The 20,076-nt window shown below is 44.1% G+C and carries 18 protein-coding genes and 4 pseudogenes; 13 read left to right on the forward strand and 9 right to left on the reverse strand.

The features are described from left to right. Positions 1 to 313: 313 nt before the first annotated feature. From J5A66_RS01660 to J5A66_RS01680, 5 genes are all read right to left on the reverse strand, one after another. A complete protein-coding gene (locus J5A66_RS01660; RefSeq protein WP_211790755.1) occupies positions 314 to 736 on the reverse strand; it encodes a SlyB protein in 423 nt (140 codons plus the stop codon). 143 nt (positions 737 to 879) lie between these two features. Then, entirely contained in the window at positions 880 to 1,503 is a 624-nt protein-coding gene (gene udk / locus J5A66_RS01665) for a uridine kinase (protein ID WP_211790756.1), read from the reverse strand. A gap of 25 nt (positions 1,504 to 1,528) precedes the next feature. Then, positions 1,529 to 2,143: a uracil-DNA glycosylase family protein gene (locus J5A66_RS01670; protein WP_211790757.1), complete on the reverse strand. Its 615-nt coding sequence runs from the start codon at positions 2,141 to 2,143 to the stop codon at positions 1,529 to 1,531. 28 nt (positions 2,144 to 2,171) lie between these two features. After that, the gene (locus tag J5A66_RS01675; protein ID WP_211790758.1) at positions 2,172 to 3,224 is read right to left on the reverse strand and encodes an endonuclease/exonuclease/phosphatase family protein; all 1,053 of its coding nucleotides are present in this window, start codon (positions 3,222 to 3,224) and stop codon (positions 2,172 to 2,174) included. A 396-nt stretch (positions 3,225 to 3,620) separates the two neighbouring features. Then, positions 3,621 to 4,517: a hypothetical protein gene (locus tag J5A66_RS01680; protein ID WP_211790759.1), complete on the reverse strand. Its 897-nt coding sequence runs from the start codon at positions 4,515 to 4,517 to the stop codon at positions 3,621 to 3,623. A 311-nt stretch (positions 4,518 to 4,828) separates the two neighbouring features. Between J5A66_RS01680 and J5A66_RS01685 the strand changes: the two genes are divergently transcribed. The 5 genes from J5A66_RS01685 (at position 4,829) to J5A66_RS01705 (ending at position 9,227) form a co-directional block, all read left to right on the forward strand. Next, positions 4,829 to 5,578: a NigD-like protein gene (locus J5A66_RS01685; RefSeq protein ID WP_211790760.1), complete on the forward strand. Its 750-nt coding sequence runs from the start codon at positions 4,829 to 4,831 to the stop codon at positions 5,576 to 5,578. Positions 5,579 to 5,580: 2 nt separating this feature from the next. Further along, on the forward strand, positions 5,581 to 6,150 hold the full coding sequence (locus J5A66_RS01690) for an RNA polymerase sigma factor (RefSeq protein ID WP_211790761.1): 570 nt from the start codon (positions 5,581 to 5,583) through the stop codon (positions 6,148 to 6,150). Continuing rightward, complete coding sequence (locus J5A66_RS01695) at positions 6,147 to 7,403, forward strand: outer membrane beta-barrel protein (protein WP_211790762.1); 1,257 nt, start codon at positions 6,147 to 6,149, stop codon at positions 7,401 to 7,403. The genes J5A66_RS01690 and J5A66_RS01695 overlap by 4 nt, the downstream gene beginning before the upstream one ends. 79 nt (positions 7,404 to 7,482) lie before the next feature. Then, the gene (locus tag J5A66_RS01700) at positions 7,483 to 8,268 is read left to right on the forward strand and encodes a polysaccharide deacetylase family protein (RefSeq protein WP_211790763.1); all 786 of its coding nucleotides are present in this window, start codon (positions 7,483 to 7,485) and stop codon (positions 8,266 to 8,268) included. After that, complete coding sequence (locus J5A66_RS01705; RefSeq protein ID WP_211790764.1) at positions 8,265 to 9,227, forward strand: glycosyltransferase family 2 protein; 963 nt, start codon at positions 8,265 to 8,267, stop codon at positions 9,225 to 9,227. The genes J5A66_RS01700 and J5A66_RS01705 overlap by 4 nt, the downstream gene beginning before the upstream one ends. 452 nt (positions 9,228 to 9,679) lie before the next feature. Here J5A66_RS01705 and J5A66_RS01710 read toward each other — a convergent pair whose 3' ends face one another. From J5A66_RS01710 to J5A66_RS10240, 4 genes and pseudogenes are all read right to left on the reverse strand, one after another. Then, positions 9,680 to 10,759 (reverse strand): relaxase/mobilization nuclease domain-containing protein, encoded by a 1,080-nt coding sequence (locus J5A66_RS01710; RefSeq protein ID WP_211790765.1) that lies wholly within the window; start codon positions 10,757 to 10,759, stop codon positions 9,680 to 9,682. Continuing rightward, positions 10,743 to 11,174, reverse strand: a complete 432-nt coding sequence (locus tag J5A66_RS01715) for a hypothetical protein (RefSeq protein ID WP_021590387.1) — start codon at positions 11,172 to 11,174, stop codon at positions 10,743 to 10,745. The genes J5A66_RS01710 and J5A66_RS01715 overlap by 17 nt, the downstream gene beginning before the upstream one ends. A 362-nt stretch (positions 11,175 to 11,536) precedes the next feature. Then, the gene (locus tag J5A66_RS01720) at positions 11,537 to 11,998 is read right to left on the reverse strand and encodes a DUF3408 domain-containing protein (RefSeq protein WP_211790766.1); all 462 of its coding nucleotides are present in this window, start codon (positions 11,996 to 11,998) and stop codon (positions 11,537 to 11,539) included. A gap of 172 nt (positions 11,999 to 12,170) precedes the next feature. Further along, a pseudogene (locus J5A66_RS10240) lies at positions 12,171 to 12,359 on the reverse strand (hypothetical protein); the annotation flags it as partial. Positions 12,360 to 12,768: 409 nt separating this feature from the next. Between J5A66_RS10240 and J5A66_RS01725 the strand changes: the two are divergent. The 8 genes and pseudogenes from J5A66_RS01725 to J5A66_RS01760 all read left to right on the forward strand — a co-directional run. Beyond that, positions 12,769 to 13,059 carry a helix-turn-helix domain-containing protein gene (locus J5A66_RS01725; protein ID WP_036874273.1) on the forward strand — a complete coding sequence of 97 codons (291 nt, stop codon included), beginning with the start codon at positions 12,769 to 12,771 and terminating at the stop codon, positions 13,057 to 13,059. Continuing rightward, complete coding sequence (locus J5A66_RS01730; RefSeq protein ID WP_021590404.1) at positions 13,056 to 13,352, forward strand: helix-turn-helix domain-containing protein; 297 nt, start codon at positions 13,056 to 13,058, stop codon at positions 13,350 to 13,352. The genes J5A66_RS01725 and J5A66_RS01730 overlap by 4 nt, the downstream gene beginning before the upstream one ends. A gap of 173 nt (positions 13,353 to 13,525) precedes the next feature. Continuing rightward, positions 13,526 to 16,819 carry a DEAD/DEAH box helicase gene (locus J5A66_RS01735; RefSeq protein ID WP_021590382.1) on the forward strand — a complete coding sequence of 1,098 codons (3,294 nt, stop codon included), beginning with the start codon at positions 13,526 to 13,528 and terminating at the stop codon, positions 16,817 to 16,819. Continuing rightward, positions 16,820 to 17,434, forward strand: a pseudogene (locus J5A66_RS01740) (DNA alkylation repair protein). An 8-nt stretch (positions 17,435 to 17,442) separates the two neighbouring features. Continuing rightward, positions 17,443 to 18,243: a DUF3781 domain-containing protein gene (locus J5A66_RS01745; protein ID WP_021590411.1), complete on the forward strand. Its 801-nt coding sequence runs from the start codon at positions 17,443 to 17,445 to the stop codon at positions 18,241 to 18,243. Between the two features lie 9 nt (positions 18,244 to 18,252). Next, complete coding sequence (locus J5A66_RS01750) at positions 18,253 to 18,786, forward strand: ClbS/DfsB family four-helix bundle protein (RefSeq protein ID WP_004363257.1); 534 nt, start codon at positions 18,253 to 18,255, stop codon at positions 18,784 to 18,786. A gap of 60 nt (positions 18,787 to 18,846) precedes the next feature. Beyond that, a pseudogene (locus J5A66_RS01755) lies at positions 18,847 to 19,383 on the forward strand (GNAT family N-acetyltransferase); the annotation flags it as partial. A gap of 150 nt (positions 19,384 to 19,533) precedes the next feature. After that, a pseudogene (locus J5A66_RS01760) lies at positions 19,534 to 19,812 on the forward strand (DUF4180 domain-containing protein); the annotation flags it as partial. Positions 19,813 to 20,076: the final 264 nt, after the last annotated feature.

Raw genomic sequence — 20,076 nt, forward strand, 5'->3', positions numbered from 1 at the left:
ATTGAAAAAGGATTGATCAAGAGAGATAAAATAACAATAAATTTCAGTTGCATCGGTCTATCTTTTAATCGTATCTTGTTTAATCCTCGGTAAATAATAATAATTTTTAGTTATATCGACCACAAAGATACTCTAAAATACATAAACCAACAAGGCCTTTCTGCTTTTTCGCATGTCTTTTTTTCTTCTGTTGAATAAGCAACCTCGATTTTCAAACGGACCGAACAGGGTACAAACACGAAAAAAGCCCCTTGTGATAAGGAGCTTTTCTCGTGCGCATACCTCTTTGATCGGTATAGCGATAGGGTTGGTTTTATTGCGAAACGAATTCGATTCTCTTGTTGAGTTGGTCGAGTTGGTTTTGCGTTTTCGACATTTTCTCTTCCAGTTTCTTCAACTTTTTCCTTTGGTTATCCAGTCTTTTATTGGCCTTTGTCACCTTTTTCAGTTGTTTGGCCCGTTCTTTGGCCGCCTTGGCCACAGCCGCAGCGTTCTCGGTGGAGTAGGTAATCACCTGTGTCGCGTCAGCATTGGCATTCACTTCAGTAGCCTCAGCCTGATACTTATCAAGCTTAGCCAGCTCTTTTTCGTAACAGATTTTCAGCGCGTTCAACTTAGTTGTCAGCTTCAACACCTCCTGCCGGGCTTTCAGATTCTTGATTTCCGAATCGTTTGCTGCCCGACCTGTCATCCCCAAACAAAGCATCATGAGCGATGCAAATATCCATTTCTTCATTTTCTTGAACTTGTTTAATGATACACTCTCGTCTTTTATACGTTGCAAAATTACAATAATTTCATGACATTCACCACCTTATTTTATATAAGATATAAGATGCAGTTCCTTTTTTGACGTAGAACAAGGTCTGTGCCCTCCGTCTATTCCACCGGAACCAGTCCCTCGATGTAGCGGCAAAGGATAGAGATGCCCTTCTCGTTCTCGCCTCCTTGCGGGATAATGAGGTCTGCATAGCGTTTGGTAGGCTCGATAAACTGCTCATGCATGGGCTTGAGCACCTCGAGATAGCGTTCCACCACCATCGAAACCGTTCGTCCGCGATCGATCGTGTCTCGCTGAATGTTGCGTATCAGACGCTCGTCCGGATCGGCGTCGACAAAGATTTTCAGATCCATAATATCCCGTAGCCGTTTGTTGAGCAGCGTCATGATGCCCTCAATGATAATCACCGGCTTCGGTTCGATGTGGATCGTCTCCTTCAGACGGTTGCACAGCAGATACGAATAGGTGGGTTGTTCTACGGCCATTCCGTTGCGAAGGTCGTTCACCTGTTTGGTCAGCAGTTTCCAGTCGAAGGCATCGGGATGGTCGAAATTGATGGCATGGCGTTCTTCCTCGGTCATGTCCGAAGTGTCGTTGTAGTAAGAATCGAGTGGAACCACGGCCACATAATGCGGTGGAAGGGCCTCGGCAATCTTTTTTACAACGGTTGTTTTGCCCGAACCGGTTCCTCCGGCGATGCCGATAATGGTTGTCTTGTGCATAAGTTGGGGGATTAATGAGTGGTTTCTAAAGCACCTCTTTGAACATCTTCTCGTATCTCTCGGCTTTCGCTTCCAGCTTCATCGGATAGGCACGCGAACTGCTGGGCATGCGATAGAGCCGCATCTCGCGCCCGTCGTCTTCGAATGTGAACGGCACATACTGTCCCACGGCCGGCAGTTGGGAGATGTTGAATCGGGTCATCAGCACGTTGGTGGCCAACTGTCCCGTAGTGACTACCGCTCGGCATTGGGGGATTCGCCTGAGCAATGCGGCCAAATCGGTAGCCTCCACCACCTCCAAATCTTTGTCGGCAGCCGTCCCTGTGGTGCGTCTCACAGCCGTAGCCGTGTCGAAAATGCCCACCCCGAGGCGCTCTAAGAAAGGTTTCAGCTCGTCTAATCGGAACGTCTTGCGCTCCTTATCCACAAAATATTCCTTATCGTGGAAGAACACCTGTCCGTAGATACGCCACATATCGTTGATGAAGTTGGGGTAGTAGAAGTGCATGCACCACCGCTTTTGTGCCGGCGGAAAACTGCCGAGCATCAGCAGTTTGCATCCTTCGGGCAGAAACGGACTGAGTGGATGGCGTTCGACGGGCAGTGTGTGTTGCGGTTCTTGCAGAGTGTGTTGTGTCATCTCTTCGTACTTTTGCTTGGAGAGAGCATCACTTTTGCTCTTTCACCAAATAGACCGCCACGGGCAAATGGTCGCTGAATCCGTCGAGCCACACGCCACCCGCCGTGGTGCGCTTGGGCGAACCCTTATACTTCCCTTCGGTTTGGAAGAGATAGTCGCGCTTGAAGATTTGGTGTTTCCAATATTTCAGTGTCGCAAAATCTTTCGTTCCGTGTCGGTTCAACAAGTTGGGCGAGAGCAGAATCTGGTCGAACAGGTTCCACGCCCCCTGATAGAGCAACGTGCCCACGCCCTCTTTCACCAAGATGTTATACCAAGGGTTGTACATCTCGTCGTTCCCCACCTCGTCGATCTGGCCCTTTCCGCCCAGAGCCTCGCAGATACTTTTGTCGATAGGATCGTCGTTCATATCGCCCATCACCAGCACTTTGCAGGCAGAGTCTTCGCGCAGCAGCGAGTCTTTGATAGCTCTGATTTGCCGTGCACCCTGTTCGCGATAGAAGCTATCGCTGAATCTACTGGGCAAATGGCACACTACCACCGCCACAGGCTCGCCGGCCAGCGTGCCGCAGATGGTGAGAAAGCCACGCGTCAAGAAGTCGCTGTCTTTTGCCAGCGTTTGAATATAAGGCACCAGTTTCACCGTACGCACGGAGAACAGCGAGGGGTTATAGAGCAGGGCGCAGTCGATGCCGCGGCGGTCGGGCCCCTCTACGTGCACATATCGGTAGCCGCGTTGTGCCAGTTGAGGCTGAGCGGTGAGGTCGTCGAGCACCTTGTGGTTCTCCACCTCAGCCAGTCCGACGAACGCGCAACCCACGTTCGGTAGCACATCCGTACCCAAATCGGCCAGTGCGCGCGCCATATTGTGCAACTTGTGCGTATATTTCATCCCGTTCCATCGATACGATCCGGTGGGCAGAAACTCATAATCCCGTTTCCCCTCGTCGTGACACGTGTCGAAAAGGTTCTCCATATTGTAAAAGCCCACACCGTAGACAGAAAACTTTTTCTGTGCCGACAGCGCCGAGACGGCCAACAGAGCCACCGTCAAGACCCATACTCGTTTGATTGTTCTCATCTTCTTTCTGATTCGTTTTTCGGTCGATGCCTCTCTCGTTGCTCAGTTTGCAGAAGGCAGCATCTATCCCGGCAGTGCGGGCCTTCCCATTTTCTGCGTGTGAGAGAAAGCGTTTGTCGTATGCAAATATCGTCAATTAATTTGAGAAATCAAGGTCGAACCACAAGAATTTCATTCGCTTCGAACATCAGGTAAAAGAGCGTTGCTTCTGCAAAAGCTAAGAAAACGTTGTGCGAAAACTAAGAAAATGGAGGTCAAAAGCTAAGAAAACGCAAGGCAAAAGCTAAGAAAATGCAGCCGGCTTTCTATGCTTCTGATTTTCAATGTTTTATGAAATACTTCCGGAAGACTCGGACGGTCCTTTCGCAAAGGGCCGCAAGCAGAACCTTTCCACTCTTAGAAAGAGATGTCGAGACCGGCATCGACGGTGGTGTAATTCTTGCGGACGGGCACGATGGGAGCCGTGTCGTAGATGAGGCGATAGGTGCCACGAACGCCGATCTTTGGCGTAATGCGATAGAGTAGGTCGGCGGCACCACCCCATCGGGCACTCTTGAGATAGCCGTCGGGCTTGCCTTGATGAATGGCTGTGGTAGTGAGCTCCCACCGGTCTCCGAGCGAATGTCTGAAACTCAGCGATAAATGACTTTTCACGCTGCGGCTATAGGCATGCGGGTTGGTGCCTGTGGGCGGATCGGGATAGGCCCATTTCTCAAACTCATAGAAAAATCCTACGGCTGCAAAGAGCAGACAATGGGTGGAGTTCACGATTCGGTAGCGCGATTGTAAACCGGTAGAAACCTTGAACGTCATCCCTCTACTGCCTGCCCATTGCGACTCTACGTAAGGATAAACCTCAAAGGCATGGTGCAGCAAATAGCGATATTCGGCGTGAACATGCCCGCCGCTCACGGTGATTTGCTTGCCATAGGTGGCAAATTCGAGTTTGTTGATGAGATTCACCACGCGGTTTCGTCCTATCAATAGGTTGAGATTGGCCGTGTTTTTAAGGGTGAGCACATTCTCTTTCTCGGTTTTGAAATCGAGAACGGGCTGCAAGGAGCCCTGAATCGTTTTCGTACTGTCGATGTTCATCGTTAAATTCTCCGAGAAAAGCATCTGTGCTTGTGCCGGAAATGATGCGACAAGACCGAATAAGAGATAAAGACATCGTTGCCTGATGGTCGACTTTTGCTTACCTGTTGTTCCGAATCGTCTTGCCAAACGGTTGTTAAGACGACGGCTTTCTGGCTTCTTGGGGGCTCTCAACCCTGTTGCTTGTTCCTGAATCATTCTTTTTTTGCTTTCTGTTATTATTCGTTTTTGTTGATTTTCGCTGCAAAGATAAGGGTATTTCGTTGGATAAACGGACGTTGGTGGCGATATGACCAAGTGTCGTTGTTTCGTCTCTCCGCACTCCTGTACAGGAGGCAGATGCCAAGTTGTCAAGTTCTCTGCGAGAGATTCTTCCCCCTTTTCTCTTCTCCTCCACTACCTTTTTGCGTCAAGAACTTAACATTCTTTATATATTTTCTTTTCCCTCTTGACGCAAGTTTTCCTAAACTTGCCATTTAAAAGGCAAACATAACTTAACGAGACGAGATATGAAAAGAAAACAACTCTGGCTCATAGCCTTGGCAATGATCGTTGCGGGAACGGGATTTCAATCCTGCCGCGATGAGAACAATGACGATAGCCTGTCTTATCCTACAGCTCTCGTCACCGTAAAGCCCAATACGACCAACTCGTCGTTTACGATGCAACTCAACGACTCGGTGGTGTTGCTGCCCGCTAACATCAAAGAGGCACCCTTCGGAAGTAAAGAGGTGAGGGCACTGGTCAACTATACTCTTGCCGAAGAGAATACGGCCCACAGCGGAAAGATGGTGAACATCAACTGGATCGATAGCATCCGCACCAAGAATATGGCTCCGACGCTGGGCGATAAGAATACGGCTACCTATGGAACCGACCCTCTCGAGGTGGTGAACGACTGGGTGAGCATTGCCGAAGACGGATACCTCACCCTGCGCTTTAGAACGAGATGGGGAGTGGGGGTTCGGCATTTGGTGAATCTTGTGCCCACCGGCGATCAGAAAGATCCCTACCAAGTGACGTTCTTTCACAACGCACAGAAAGATCTCTACGGACGAGTGGGAGATGGTATCGTGGCTTTCCGGCTCGATCGATTGCCCGATACGAAAGGTAAAACCGTGTGGCTCACCTTGAAATGGAACTCTTATAGTGGAATGAAAATGGCCAAATTCAAATACTGCACCCGAAAGGAGACCCACGCTTCTCACACCCACATGGCGGCAATGACGGCACCGGTGCAGACCAACAGAATAGACTGAAAGTGCATTTTTTCATCGGAGACAAAGAAAAACAGTTGGTAAAACGTATGCATGACGGCGAAAACGCGGCCATGAAGGAGTTCTACACGCTGTATATCGACTATCTCACAGGGGTTTGTGCACGCTATATCGATCAGGATGACGACCTGAAAGATGTCCTTCAAGATGGCATTGTTAAGATCATTACACGCATCCGGGAGTTTAACTACAGAGGACCTGGTTCGCTACAGGCCTGGGCCACGCGGATTGTGGTGAATCAATCGCTCTCGTTTCTGAAGAATCGACAACGCAACGGCTTTGCTTCGCTCGTGGCAGATGTGCCCGACGAGAAAGAAATAGACGATCCGCCCATACGCGATGTGCCCGCAGAGGTGATTCATCAAATGGTGAGAGAACTGCCCGAAGGCTATCGAATGGTGTTCAACCTCTTCGTCTTCGAGAACAAAAGTCACCAGGAGATTGCCCAGCTTCTGGGCATTAAGAAAGATAGTTCGGCCTCCCAGCTGCACAGAGCTAAGAATCTGCTGGCCCGAAAAATAGAAATGTATAACCATTCAATGGAACCACGATGAAAGAACAATGGAGAAAAGAGTTGCAAGAGAAGCTGGCCGACTATCGACAGACGGCCCCCTTGCTGTCGTGGGAAGAGATAGAAGAAAGGATAACACCCGCGTTGGGTCAGCCAAAGCCGCGCCGAGGGCTCGCTAACAGATGGGCGGCAGCGGCAGTGGCTCTGCTGGTGGGCGGCGCAACAGTGCTGCTCTTGCATCGCAACGGTGAAAACTTGAACGCTTATCAAGGTGCATCGACGTCGCAGATGGGCCTCAACGTACCGCAAACAGAAATCAATCATCTGCCGGGAGGGCAGATCGCAGCGGCAGAAAAAACGCAACGACCGAACATAGAGAGTAACATTAGGACACAAACCGCTATCGATGAAGACGCTTGGGCAGAGGTTCCGGTCGAGGAAACAGGGGCAAACACCGCTGCCATAACCCGTACCGAGACAACCGAATCTGCCGAAACCTCCAAAAACAGTACTGACAATCGGGGGCAGACTCCCCCCAAATGCAACGCCGAGGCTCACGTTTCGCCCGGCAATCCTTTCCTCTCTAAACACCAACAGAGAGGAACCGCCTCTTCGCTCACCGCTAAAGTGTATGTCTCGGGGGCGATGATGGCATCCAATGGAAGCAATGCCGTGAGGCATGCGCTGGGACAGGCCAATGCCATCGGTGTGGTTTATGATTCGGAAATGAATGAACCCGCCGACCGAGAACTGAAAAATCAATCCGCACAATCTTCTCAAGAGGTGCACCATCGGCAGCCCGTTCGCTTCGGAATGTCGGTTCGCTACGCCTTGAACCGCAGATGGAGCGTGGAGGGAGGTCTGACTTATAGCAGGCATTACTCTGAGATAACGAAGAAATCGGGGCAATATGCCAGTGAAACTCAACAAACACTCCACTTCATCGGTATTCCGCTGAACGCCAACTACCGGATATGGGGCAACAAACGCTTCCAAATCTATGCCTCGGCAGGGGCAATGGGCGAGAAGATGGTGAGCGGAAAGACCCGCACAAAGGCTCGATATGCTGACACATCGGCCGAAAACGAGACTACCGAAAAGGTGAAAATGCCAGAGATACAGCTCTCGGTGAACGCCGGTATCGGGGCCGAATGCCAACTCGATAAGGTCTTCAGTGTGTACGTAGAGCCGGGTGTGAGCCACCATTTCAAGAACGGCAACAATCTGGCCACTATCTATAAAGATCGTCCTACCAACTTCAATCTCAACATCGGCTTAAGATGTTCGCTGAGATAAATGGCTTTACCGCATTCAGCTTGTTTCGGACTGACTTTATTTTCGTACCTTTGCAGCCGAGACTTAATCAGGTAAAGATATGATATTACTGAGTTTTGATACCGAGGAGTTCGACGTTCCGCGCGAACATGGCATAGATATTTCGCTGGAAGAGGGAGTATGCGTCTCGGTAGAAGGTACCCGTCGCATTCTGGATTGTTTGAAAGCGAACGGCGTAAAGGCCACTTTCTTCTGCACAGGCAACTTTGCTCAGCAGGCTCCAGCCACACTTCGCCGCATTATTGACGAGGGACACGAAGTGGCTTGCCACGGAGTGGACCATTGGAGACCTAAGACTGACGACGTGTTGCAGTCGAAACAGATTCTCGAAGACGTGACTGGCCTACCGATGAAAGGCTATCGGCAGCCCCGTATGTTCCCTGTGAGTGACGAAGATATTCAAAATGCCGGCTTCTTATACAACTCTTCGCTCAATCCGGCTTTTATTCCAGGACGTTATATGCACCTCACCACACCCCGAACATGGTTTATGCAGGGCGATGTGATGCAGATTCCGGCCTCGGTGACTCCCCTTTTACGCTTCCCCCTCTTTTGGTTGTCCTTGCATAATCTGCCCCAATGGCTCTATCATGCCATGGTTCGGCGTGTATTACGGCACGATGGCTACTTCGTTACCTATTTCCATCCCTGGGAATTTTACGACCTTCAGGCACATTCCGAGTACAGAATGCCATTTATTATCCGCCATCACAGCGGGTGGGAGATGGTAAACAGGCTCGACCGACTCGTAAAAATGCTGAAGAATCGAGGCGAAGAGTTCATCACCTACGCTGAATTTGTTCAACGAAAACACCCTGTACGATGACGAAATTGGCTCTTGTTCTGCCTTGTTACAATGAGGAGGAAGTGCTTGAGACATCCGTTGCACGTCTCACCGAGTTGCTTCGCGGTTTGATTTCCGACGGAACACTCCACCCGGACAGTATGATGGTGTTCGTCAACGATGGTAGTCGCGATCGCACTTGGCAACTCATTGTGCGCGCCAGCAGGTCGAATCGTCTCGTTCGAGGCATTCATCTGACACGAAACGTGGGGCATCAGAACGCCATCATGGCCGGAATGCTCACCGCACGGACGTGGGCTGACGTGGTGATTACCATCGATGCCGACCTGCAAGACGATCTCTCGGCCATCCCTCGCATGCTGGAACACTATCGCGAAGGTAGCGATATTGTCTACGGCGTGAAGGTTTCGCGTCGTGCCGACCCTGTTTTCAAACGGCTATCGGCCATGGCTTTCTACCGATTACAACAGAAAATGGGGGTAGACAGCGTGTTTAATCATGCCGACTTCCGACTGATGAGTCGCCGAGCACTTGACATATTGGCCGACTATGGTGAGCGAAACCTCTATCTACGCGGACTGATCCCGTTGATAGGACTCCCGTCTGCCACCGTAGACGACGTGATTAGCGAGCGCACGGCAGGCACATCCAAATACACGCTCAAACGAATGCTCTCGCTGGCACTTGACGGAATCACCTCGTTTTCAGTTCGTCCCATTTACGGCATCCTCTATTTGGGGTGTTTCTTTCTGTTGCTCAGTCTGTTCATCGGTTTCTATGTACTGCACGCTCTCATTGTTCACACAGCCTATCCGGGCTGGGCTTCGCTCATGCTCAGCATGTGGTTCATCGGTGGTATTGTGCTTCTTTCCATCGGTGTGGTGGGTGTTTACGTGGGAAAAATCTACACCGAGGCGAAGCATCGTCCGTTGTTCAACATCCAAGAGATCGTGGGTGGAGAAGAAGATTCCGAACTTTAAGGAAAAAGCTTTTTCGTAGTAAGGAGTGAAAGAATAAGGAGAAAAAGAGTAAGTAGCAAGAAAGAAAAGAGTAAGGAGGGAAGTCATCAGAAGTAAGGAGATCGTCATAAAAAGACATTCTCTTGCTCTTGATGACTTCTCTCTTTCCTCTTTATCACTTCCTCCTCTTCTTCTTACAACCGACTCCTCCCCTCCTTACACGTAAAGATGATTTCTAAAACGTATCTAATTGAGAAAGAAGAAGTTACCTTATGATACAAACTAAACAGGTAACAATTTGGAAACGAGCGAAGTGCTTTCTGTCGCATGTTTCTACATCAACAAAGAACGCTTGTTATTCTATTTGCAAAGATAATCATTTACTTTGAATAACAAGCGTTTTTGATAAGATTTTCGTTCATTTGCGTCATCATTGAGTTTTTTGGTGATTGGAAATAGAGAAGAGCTAGCTTTTATATACCTCTTCCTCTTTTCTTCTTTTTCTTGGCTTGGTTTCTGAGTTTTCGTTGCCATACCGTCTCAGCATAATCATCGCCATGTGTCTGTGGATTGATAAGTCCACCTGCTCCCGAAATTATTTCTTCAGCAGCATTCAAGACAGTGCTTGCTACATTTCCTACGGCTTGTGCAATAGGTGAAGTTTCGTTTGCTTTTGTAGGCGGTGTGTACGAACGGCTGGGAGGAACAAGTTGATAGGCTGTATCCGGTTGGGGTTTGCTCTTTTCCTGCTCGTGCGCCATTATTTGAGCTTTTGTCATTATCTCCTTTGTTTCGGCTTTATTGCCTGCTTCAAAGTTCTTTTGCAAAGAACGGTAGCCGAACTCCCTGCCGATTTCGGAAGCCTTGAAACATTGCCCGCCAAAGGAGAACTTCAAACCGTATACTTTGCCCTGCTTATTCTTCAAGCGTTCGATAGTTATACCACTCTTGTTAAGGTCGTAGAGAAACATGGAGTGTCCCGTGATGCCTGTGCCTTTGTATTTTTCAAGTAGAGCATAGCAAATCTTCTGTATTTGTTGCTTGGTCTGTTCTCTCGTAGGATTGGCTTTTGTTTTCTGATGCTTCCTCTCCGCCCTGACCTCCTTTGCGATAGTCAAGCCTTTCGAGCGGCTGATTTCCTCCGCCACTCTTGCTGCCCTGTTGCTTACAAAAGTGGTATCATAGACCTCCCCATACAGGCTGATGCGGTTGGCAATGATATGGATATGTCTGTTGTCGGTGTCCTTGTGTGCTACCGCCACCCATTGGTGTTTGTCAAGTCCCATTTGTTTGGCAAACAGATGGGCTATCCTCATAAGTTCTGACACAGGTAGCTTTCTTTCGTCTTGTGGTGCGATACCAATTTCAATGCGGAGGAACTTGTTCCTGCAACGTGTGTTGTAATCGCTGACCACTTTCATTTCTTCATAGATAGCCTTCGGTTCTCTGCTGCAAAGGTTATGGAAGGCAAGCCGACTGCCGAGCTTGCCCTCTCTGAAAATATAATCCAAAGCCGTGCTTCCGTGCGCTATTGCCTTACACTTTCCTATCATTCTCCATTAGATTTAAGAGTTTAATAGCCCTTTCCTCAATGCGGTATTTTTGATTGAAGAAACGCTTAAATGCTTCCCTTGCCAGATAAGAAAGACTTTGGGTAATCAGTACCCATGCATCATCCTTTACCTTGATAAGATTGGAAATATGTGAGAAGAAGTAGGCCGCTCGTCTGAGTAGTTCGATGGCTTCCCTTTCATTGTCGGTCATCTTGGGAACAGCTGCCACTTCACCGTTAAGGAGTATCTCACGGCAGTAGTCTGAGAACTTCCGCCCTGTACTTTCCGCCTTTGACTTGATACGTTGCTTTTCCTCTAAAGTACATCTTGCCTTGATGAACTCCGTCTTGTTCATCCTCGCTTCTTCCTTACCTCGTTGCTGCCACTTGGCAGTCTTTCTATTATATCTGTTCATATAAGTTTCTTTGAAAGTTAATCATCGTAGATGATTTGTTATTGCTTAATTTCTGAACACTGACCGATGAGAACGGAGTGATTACGATCTAATCTTCCCGACAATTAAACGAGGGGAGCAAGCGCAGTTTGTGGGTACAAACTGACGTCTTGCAATGTCAGCTAACGTTCCATTTACGCATAAAGCGTTTTGTCGTCCAAAAATGAATGCTATGCATTCAGAAGATTAACTGTGTTCGTGGCATTCCCACCATTCAATGTGTTCAGTAAAAATCTATTGTTGGTACTACCCTAAAACGGTCGAGGATTTTGAGTGAAAGGGGCGTTCCTTTTTCTAAAAACCCTCGACCATTTTTCTGTTGTTTACAGCTTCCTCCATTTCTCTACATCCTCACCGTATTCCTCCAAATGGTTGCGCACGATGTTCTCCACGAAACTTGAGAGGTTGCTGCCCCTGTCACCCAACCTGCGCACGATGAGGTTCGCACGTTCCTGTGTTTCCTTACTCAGGTAAACCGCTTTTCTCTCGCTTAGCTTTGCGGGAACGAGGAACGCTTGCTTGTATGCTTCGAGTGTCTCTTTTCTCATCTTGGCACTGATGCGTCTTTGAACGGTTGCATTCTCTGTATGCTGTGCAGGCTCGGATGGCGTGGCATGCTCTATGATATGCTCTGTTTCTTGTTGTTTTTGCTCTTGAGTATTTCTCTTTCCTTTTGCCCGAAACTCAGCGACGGTCTGTTCACTTGAACTTTTAGCTGGGCTTATACCAAAAGTTTCTCCGATGAAACGATCTATTTCTTCTATGTTTCTTTTTTCCTTTTTCATCACTCTATCTTATTTTAAGTCTGACTTGTTTTACCGTTTCCAAACTTTTTCATCCTTCTTCTTACTACATACTATTCTGTGATAAGTAATTGATAATCAGTAATGCTTGATAGTGTAGGGCGATACTACGCATTTTACTACATTTGGCTACTACAAGTTTGAAGGAATGGAGATGGGGAAGCTTTCCCCGTTGCTTATACTTGCCTGCATCTGCGTTCTTTTTCATTATTCCCTTGAATTGGTTTCCAAGAGTGAAGTTAGGGTGAGAATGCGTAACTTCCAAGCATTCAGAGTCTTCTTGCATAATGTTGCACCTGTCTGCTGTAAAATTCTTAGGGAAACGGGCAGGCAAGAAGAGCATTTATTGCCTCATTAAGCAAAAAATGGGTGACAGGAAAGAAAGGTTAGCAGAAATATGATTGCCGTTGTTTGCTTTCAGATGCACTCTTTTGCTTTGATTACCTTATTAACCTCATTTGTGCAGTGGTAAGAACATCAATCTGTCTCTTTTGTCCTTGTCATAGCGCTACAAGCTGCCACTTGAATGAAAAGCGATAGAATGAGAAATATCCGATATTAATTTTGCATCGAAAAAAGAAGACGGGGCAGGAAAACGCAAATGCGAACCGATGATGCAGATTGCCCTTTTCCTTATTCTTCCCTACACTTCCCTGCTGTTCTCCACTACTTTGAGAGGTGCACGCACGCCATTATCTTTGCCGATGGAAACAGGAAAAATTTGAAATAACAAATAATAACAAAATATGATTATGAATTATTATGTCATTACGGAAACCAATTGGGCAAAGCTTCGGGATGAAATTTTGAGCCTTGCGGAATGCTGTCACAAGGCTTTTGGAGAGAAGAGTAAGCACACGGACTGGCTGTACAACAGAGAAGTGTGCCGGCTGTTGAACATCAGCAAGCGCACCTTGCAGCATTATCGCGATACGAGTGTGCTGCCGTTTACGCAAATCGGGCACAAGTGCTATTACAAGCGCGAGGATGTGGAAAGTTTGCTACTTTCAAAGACGAATAACTCTAAAAACAGACAGATATGATGGAAACTGCAAGAGATTTGAACATGGAGACGGACGAGATACAGCTGGTCGTCTCGGCATTGAGAGGTGTGGGGAAACGGATCATGGAAGTGGCACAGACACACAAGCCACTCTTTGCTGGCGAACATTTCCTCACGGGCAAGGAAGTGTGCGAGCGGCTGTATATCAGTCCCCGTACCTTGCAGGACTACCGCGACAGAAAAATTATCCCCTACACGCAATTTGCAGGGAAGATACTCTACAAGACTTCGGACTTGGAAAGGATGCTGGAGAAGAATTATAAGGGTATTTAGAGAACTATCGAAGGGTACAACGATTTTCCAAGGAGATAAACAACTATTGCATTTGTTATTGAACTTAAAAATATAAAGTTGGAATGACACTATTAAATAGAATACGAACAATTGCTTTATTAATTATAAAATCCTTAACTTTGTAGAATAAATGGTTTCTAAAGTAAGTCGTTATGTGTAATTTATTTCCAGACGAGCAAGTGGCAGTTGATTTTTCCGTCAAAATACCCATTTTTATAGGAAAAAATAAAAAGACCTATTATATTGGGAAAGAGAAAGGTATCCTTAAAAAGTATGAGGGTAATGCCTTTTCAGGCTATGAGTTTCATACCATACATGGATTTGTCTATTTTCTGTCGAAAAATAAAGATAAATATCCCACCGAGAGCTATAATGCAGTATTTTATCTTCAATTGGAGAAGGAACAAGAACTAACTTTAGAAGCAATCCAAAGTTGTAAGAAAAAACTGCTTGTCGGAAAACATCCATCTGTTTCAAAAATTGTTTCTTCTTGGTATAATGGATTTCAATACAAACAGGAAAAACAAAACGAATCAGGAACCATTGTACAATATGGACTGCGCCCGCCTCAAATCGGTGCATTACATTCAATCTTAGCACACTGGAGTATTTCAAACAAATCAGCTTTGGTTGTAATGCCGACTGGGACTGGAAAAACAGAAACGATGCTCTGTCTATCAATAGCAAATCAAAATGAAAAAACATTAGTTATCGTCCCGACAGATTCATTACGAACACAAATCTCTAATAAATTTATTGAACTGGGTATTCTTAAAACAGAACCATTTGAAATTGTTGCAAATTCAGTCCTTTATCCAAAGGTTTCTGTACTTAAAACGACCATTGAAACAGTAGAGGATGCAAAGAAGATATTAGATGCCAATGTAATTGTTTCCACACCTCAAATTCTGACAAACCTCCTCAAAACAGGGAAAAGTAATATTTTAAATCTGATAGTTCAGCAATGTAATAATTTGATTGTAGATGAGGCACATCATATCGCAGCAAAAACTTGGAAAGAAATAAAGTTAAAATTTGAAGTCGCAGAAAAACCTGTATTGCTATTCACAGCAACCCCATTCAGAAATGATGGTGGTCGTATTGAAGGAGAAATCATATATAACTATCCTCTGTCTTTGGCACAAAGAGACAAGTATTATGAAAAAATCACATTTATCCCTATCGTAGATTTTAATCCCGCAACGGCCGATGAAAAGATTGCAGAAAAGGCTATTAACACACTAAAAAGAGATCTTGAAGCCGGATATGACCATATTTTAATGGCTCGTGTTGATGAGAGAAAAAAAGCAGAAGAAATTTACGAACAGATATATAAAAAACACTCAAAGTATTCTCCAGTCTTAATTCATAGTGGAATATCAAAAGTATCACAGCGAGAAATACTTGAAGGAATTAAAGAAAAACGACACCGAATTATTGTTTGTGTAGATATGCTTGGAGAAGGATTCGACCTTCCCCAATTAAAAATTTGTGCAATGCACGAAATGCACAAAAATATAACAACATCCTTCCAGTTCATTGGGAGGTTTACACGGACAACAGGAAGTAATCTTGGAACAGCGACTGTTATTGCTAATATCGTTGACAATAGATTTAAAGGTGTGTTAAATGAACTATATCGTAAAGATTCGGATTGGGATAAAATCATAAGCCAATCAAATGAAGATATTATCGGGAGCATTGTTAAAGAAGAAAGTTTCTTTAAGAACTTTTCGGACGTACCGATACCACACAAAATACCTCTACGGAACATTATGCCAGCTATGAGCACTGTGGTATTTAAACTTTATGATAGCAATGTCTTTTGGCATCCTGAAAAGTATATTGATTATTTCAAAAATAAAAAATATGAAACTGTTGCTGTTGAACATACTAAAAAGAATTTGCAAGTAATCATTGCACGTAACACGGAAAAAGTTGCTTGGGGAAAAATCGACGACCTGATTAATACGGAATACGACTTGTATATTGCATATTTGAACCCAGAGCAGAAACTTTTATATATCAACAGTTCAAATAATGGGTCTACTCATGATAAACTTGCAGAAGCATTAGTTGGTAAAAATATTTCTTTATACAATGAAAGTGATATATACAGGGTCTTGCATAATGTTTTTCAGTTGGAGTTGTTTAATCTTGGATTAAAATCACACTTGGATGGACCTATTAGTTTTACAATGTATGCAGGAAATGGAATTGTCAAAGGATTAAGCGAGATAGACAAAGGAATGCATAGTTCAAATTTATTTGGAACAGGATATGAAGACGGAGAAAAAATAACTATTGGATGTTCTAATAAGGGGCGTGTATGGACAAAGTTGGTTAAATCTATACCGGATTATTGTGAATGGTGTGATAAGATAGGAAGTAAATTGCTAGATGAAAGGATTGATACAAAAAATATTTTTGATTTTATTCAAAAGCCCGAAAGAATATCAACTTTTCCCTCGGGAAAAGTTCCAATATCAATCAAATGGAATGAGAAGTTTTACTATGACCCTCTATCAGCGATTGATGACTCCAACTTGCTAATAGACCATAACATCGAGTTAGTAGCCTATACCTCCAATACTATTGATTTTGATATTATCACGGGAAATAGTATATCTTCATATAAGTTGGAATTAGATGAAGATAAGAATGGTCGAGGATATAAATATAGCCTCATAAAAGGAAATCCAATTATTGTAAGTCAAAGAAAAGAAAGTAAAGACATTATAGATTTATTCTTTGAGTATCCCCCTATCATATGGTTTCAAGACAATTCAAAAATGTACAATGATTTATTTTTCTTGTTCAACTATAAGTCCCCTATTTTCGATACGAAAAAGATATTGGTGTATAATTGGGACGGCGTCGATATTACTAAAGAATCGCAGAAAAAAACGAAACAGGAAGATTCGATACAGTATAGAATACTTGAGCTATTGAAGAAAGAATCGGAGTATGATATTATTTTTGACGATGACGATGCAAATGAGGCAAGCGATATCATCGCAATAAAAGGATATCAGTCAGAACATAACAAACTTATATTTGAATTATATCATTGTAAATTTTCTTCCAACAAGAAACCTGGAGGGCGGTTGAAAGATTTATATGAAGTATGTGGGCAAGCACAAAGAAGTTATCATTGGAGGCATAATGCTATAGAGTTATTAAAGCATATGAACCGTAGAAATAGCACTCGACTTACGCAAGGAGGACCTTCACGCTTTGAAAAAGGTGGTGATAATGAATTACTGATAATCCAAAATATGCTATCATCGAGTTATTGCGATATTGAATTCCATATATATGTAGTTCAACCAGGAATAGAAAAGAATAAATTAGTCAACAGCCCAGGTTCATTGTCACTACTTGGCGCAACGGACTTGTTGTTAAAGAGAACGGGGAATGAATTTTATATAATCACTAACGAATAAATGAAAGTCGATAATATATTGAACAAGATACTGCAAATAGAGCATGGTTTTCAGCACATCATTGATGGAGCCGACGAATTCCTTTCTACATACTCAAAAGAACAGTGCTTTGAATTTGCACTTGAATTGTTAAAGCACGAAGCCTATCAAGCACGAATGTTAGCAACAACGATATTGGGTAGATTGGCAGCAGAGAATAATAATGCCCTTTACTTTCTGAAAGAGCGAATAAGCACCGATGAAAATTGGCGTGTGCAGGAAATGCTTGCAAAGGCCTTCGATGAAGTTTGCAAACACAGAGGATATGAAACGTCCTTACCTCTCATAGAAGAGTGGATAAATGACGATAATCCGAATGTTGTCCGTGCTGTAACAGAGGGATTGAGAATTTGGACAAGTCGCCCGTATTTCAAAGAAAAACCATCGGTAGCTATTGCTCTAATCAGTAAGCACAAAGCACATGAGAGCGAATATCTTCGGAAATCCGTGGGAAACGCTTTGAAAGATATAAGCAAGAAACATCGTGAATTGATACGAGCCGAAGTATAGCAATGGGATTTATCCAATCCACGAGTTCTGTTTACTTATAAACTTGCAACTAAGTTGTTGAAATAAAGATTGCAATGAATAAAGCGATTCTCTTTATATTCTCTGGACTGCCAGCAGTAGGAAAATCCACGCTTGCAAAGTCTGTTGTAAAGTATTTCGAAGCGGTTTACCTACGCATTGATACCATTGAACAAGGTTTGAAAGACTTATGCCATATCGATATTGAGGGGGAAGGCTATCGGCTGGCATATCGTATGGCAGCCGACAATCTGCAATTGGGCAACAATGTAGTGGCTGATTGCTGCAACCCTATTGAACTGACAAGGCGAGAATGGGAAGATGTTGCTGTCAATAACAACTGCCGTTTCGTAAACATTGAGGTTGTTTGTTCGGATAAGACAGAACACAAAAAGCGTGCAGAACAGAGAAATGCAGAAGTAGCAAATATGAAACTACCTGTGTGGAACGACATAGAAAACCGAGAATATCACGAGTGGCACAAAAACCGCATCATCATTGACACAGCAGGAAAGACCATTAAACAATGCCAAACCGAACTAAAAGAAAAGGTTGCCGATAGTCTTTCGCAAAAAGGAGATGGTCAAGAATATGAAAGCATAGACGATTCGCTGAAAGCAACCATCATAGAAAAGCTCTGTTATACAAAATTTGTGTATGACAGAATAAACCGAAAGCTCGGACTTTATCTATCGCCACAAGAAATAGAAAGTTTTATTTCAGACATTATCATGCATACAGACACGAATCATTTCCTGAAAAAAGGAAAGAACTATTATATAACTAATGATACAGAACATATCCGTATCACCGTTAACTCTTGTACATTCAGAGTTATTTCAACTGATAAAATATAAAAAAAAACAATGGCACGAGCAACAACAAAAGTGGATTTAATAACATCTGCTAATGGACAATTTGAGAAGATGTGGAAGCTCATAGACAGTATGAGCGAAGAGCTACAGACAGCAACCTTTGCAGAAAAAATGGCTGCAATGGGCAAAGAAGCACATTGGAGTAGGGACAAAAATCTGCGCGATGTACTTGTTCATCTGTATGAATGGCATCAGTTGTTACTGAATTGGATAAACTCCAATCGTGAGGGAGAATGCAAATCTTTTCTTCCTGAGCCTTATAATTGGAAAACATATCCAGTAATGAACGTGGAGTTTTGGAAGAAACATCAAAACACATCGCTATCAGATGCAAAGGCAATGTTAAAAGAAAGCCATCAACAAGTAATGGAATTGATTGCAACTTTCTCTGACAACGAACTCTTTAACAAGGGCATATTCGATTGGACGGGCACCTCTACGCTTGGTTCTTATAGTGTTTCAGCAACTTCAAGCCATTATGATTGGGCGATAAAGAAAATAAAAGTACATATTAAAACACAATAAACAAACAATAGAAATCTTATAATAAGGCTAATAAAGAAACGTGGAAGATAAGAAAAAAGTATGGAACTACAAACAAAACGCCTGCTATTGAGAGCATGGAAAGAAAGCGATGCTGAAGCATTATACAAGTATGCACGGAATCCGAACGTTGGTCCTATTGCTGGTTGGCCACCGCATACAAGTGTAGAGAACAGTCGTGAAATTATAAAGGCAGTACTCTCTGCTCCTGAAACCTATGCGGTTGTGTTGAAAGAAACTGGCGAAGCTGTCGGCAGCATTGGGATAATGACCGCAAGAAGTGAAATCCACAGTGCAAAAATGGTAGACAATGAGTGTGAAATAGGTTATTGGATTGGTGAGCCCTATTGGGGACAAGGCTTGATTCCTGAAGCTGTAAACGAATTGCTTCGGTATGCTTTTGAGAACTTACGGCAAACTACGGTTTGGTGTGGGTACTACGACGGAAACAAGAAATCGAAACGAGCACAAGAGAAATGCGGATTCGTTTACAGCCATACAGAAGAAAATAAACCTGTTCCATTGCTGAACGAAGTTCGCACAGAACACTTCACAAAAATCAGCCAGCAAGAATGGCGAACTACCTCCCTCGTCGCCATGAACGAAGTAGATGTTCACAAAAAACAACAAAACATGAAAGAAAAGTCTATCATATCTCATCAAGCCGACGGGCAAACATTCTTGGAAGTCCTTTCAGAAAAACAATTCATCGGCTGTGTGCAAGACGCCTTAGACTTGATAGGCGAATTCTTCGGGCAGTATTACGATGGAATAATAATCCACGAGCATAACATTTCTCCCCACTTCTTCGAACTAAAAACAAGACTCGCGGGCGATATTCTTTAAAAGTTCTCTAACTATCGCCTTCGCCTTGCCATCGTCGGCGATTGGTCGAAATATACCAGCCATAGTCTCGCCGCTTTCATCGTCGAAAGTAACAGAGGTCGCATGGTAAATTTCGCCACCTCAACCGAAGAAGCTGTGGCGTTATTATCGAGGTTTAAGTAAACTACTAAAACAGAAATCGATGCAATCAACCTGTTTAGAACATTACACACACTAACATTAAAGGGAAAATAAACGATGGAAGATTATTATAACGTGAGTTCGATATAAGAAGTTTCTCCAATATATTATCTATAAGGCACTTAGAGATGTAATAAACTCCAAAATAAAGAAATAATCTTGTAATTCGAGTATTTATTACCACTTAAAAGAGTTATAGAGTTTTATTTTATCTAATCAAGTCTATTTTAAGAAGAATTGATTATA

It is taken from the genome of Prevotella sp. oral taxon 475, from assembly GCF_018127805.1.
GTDB lineage: Bacteria > Bacteroidota > Bacteroidia > Bacteroidales > Bacteroidaceae > Prevotella.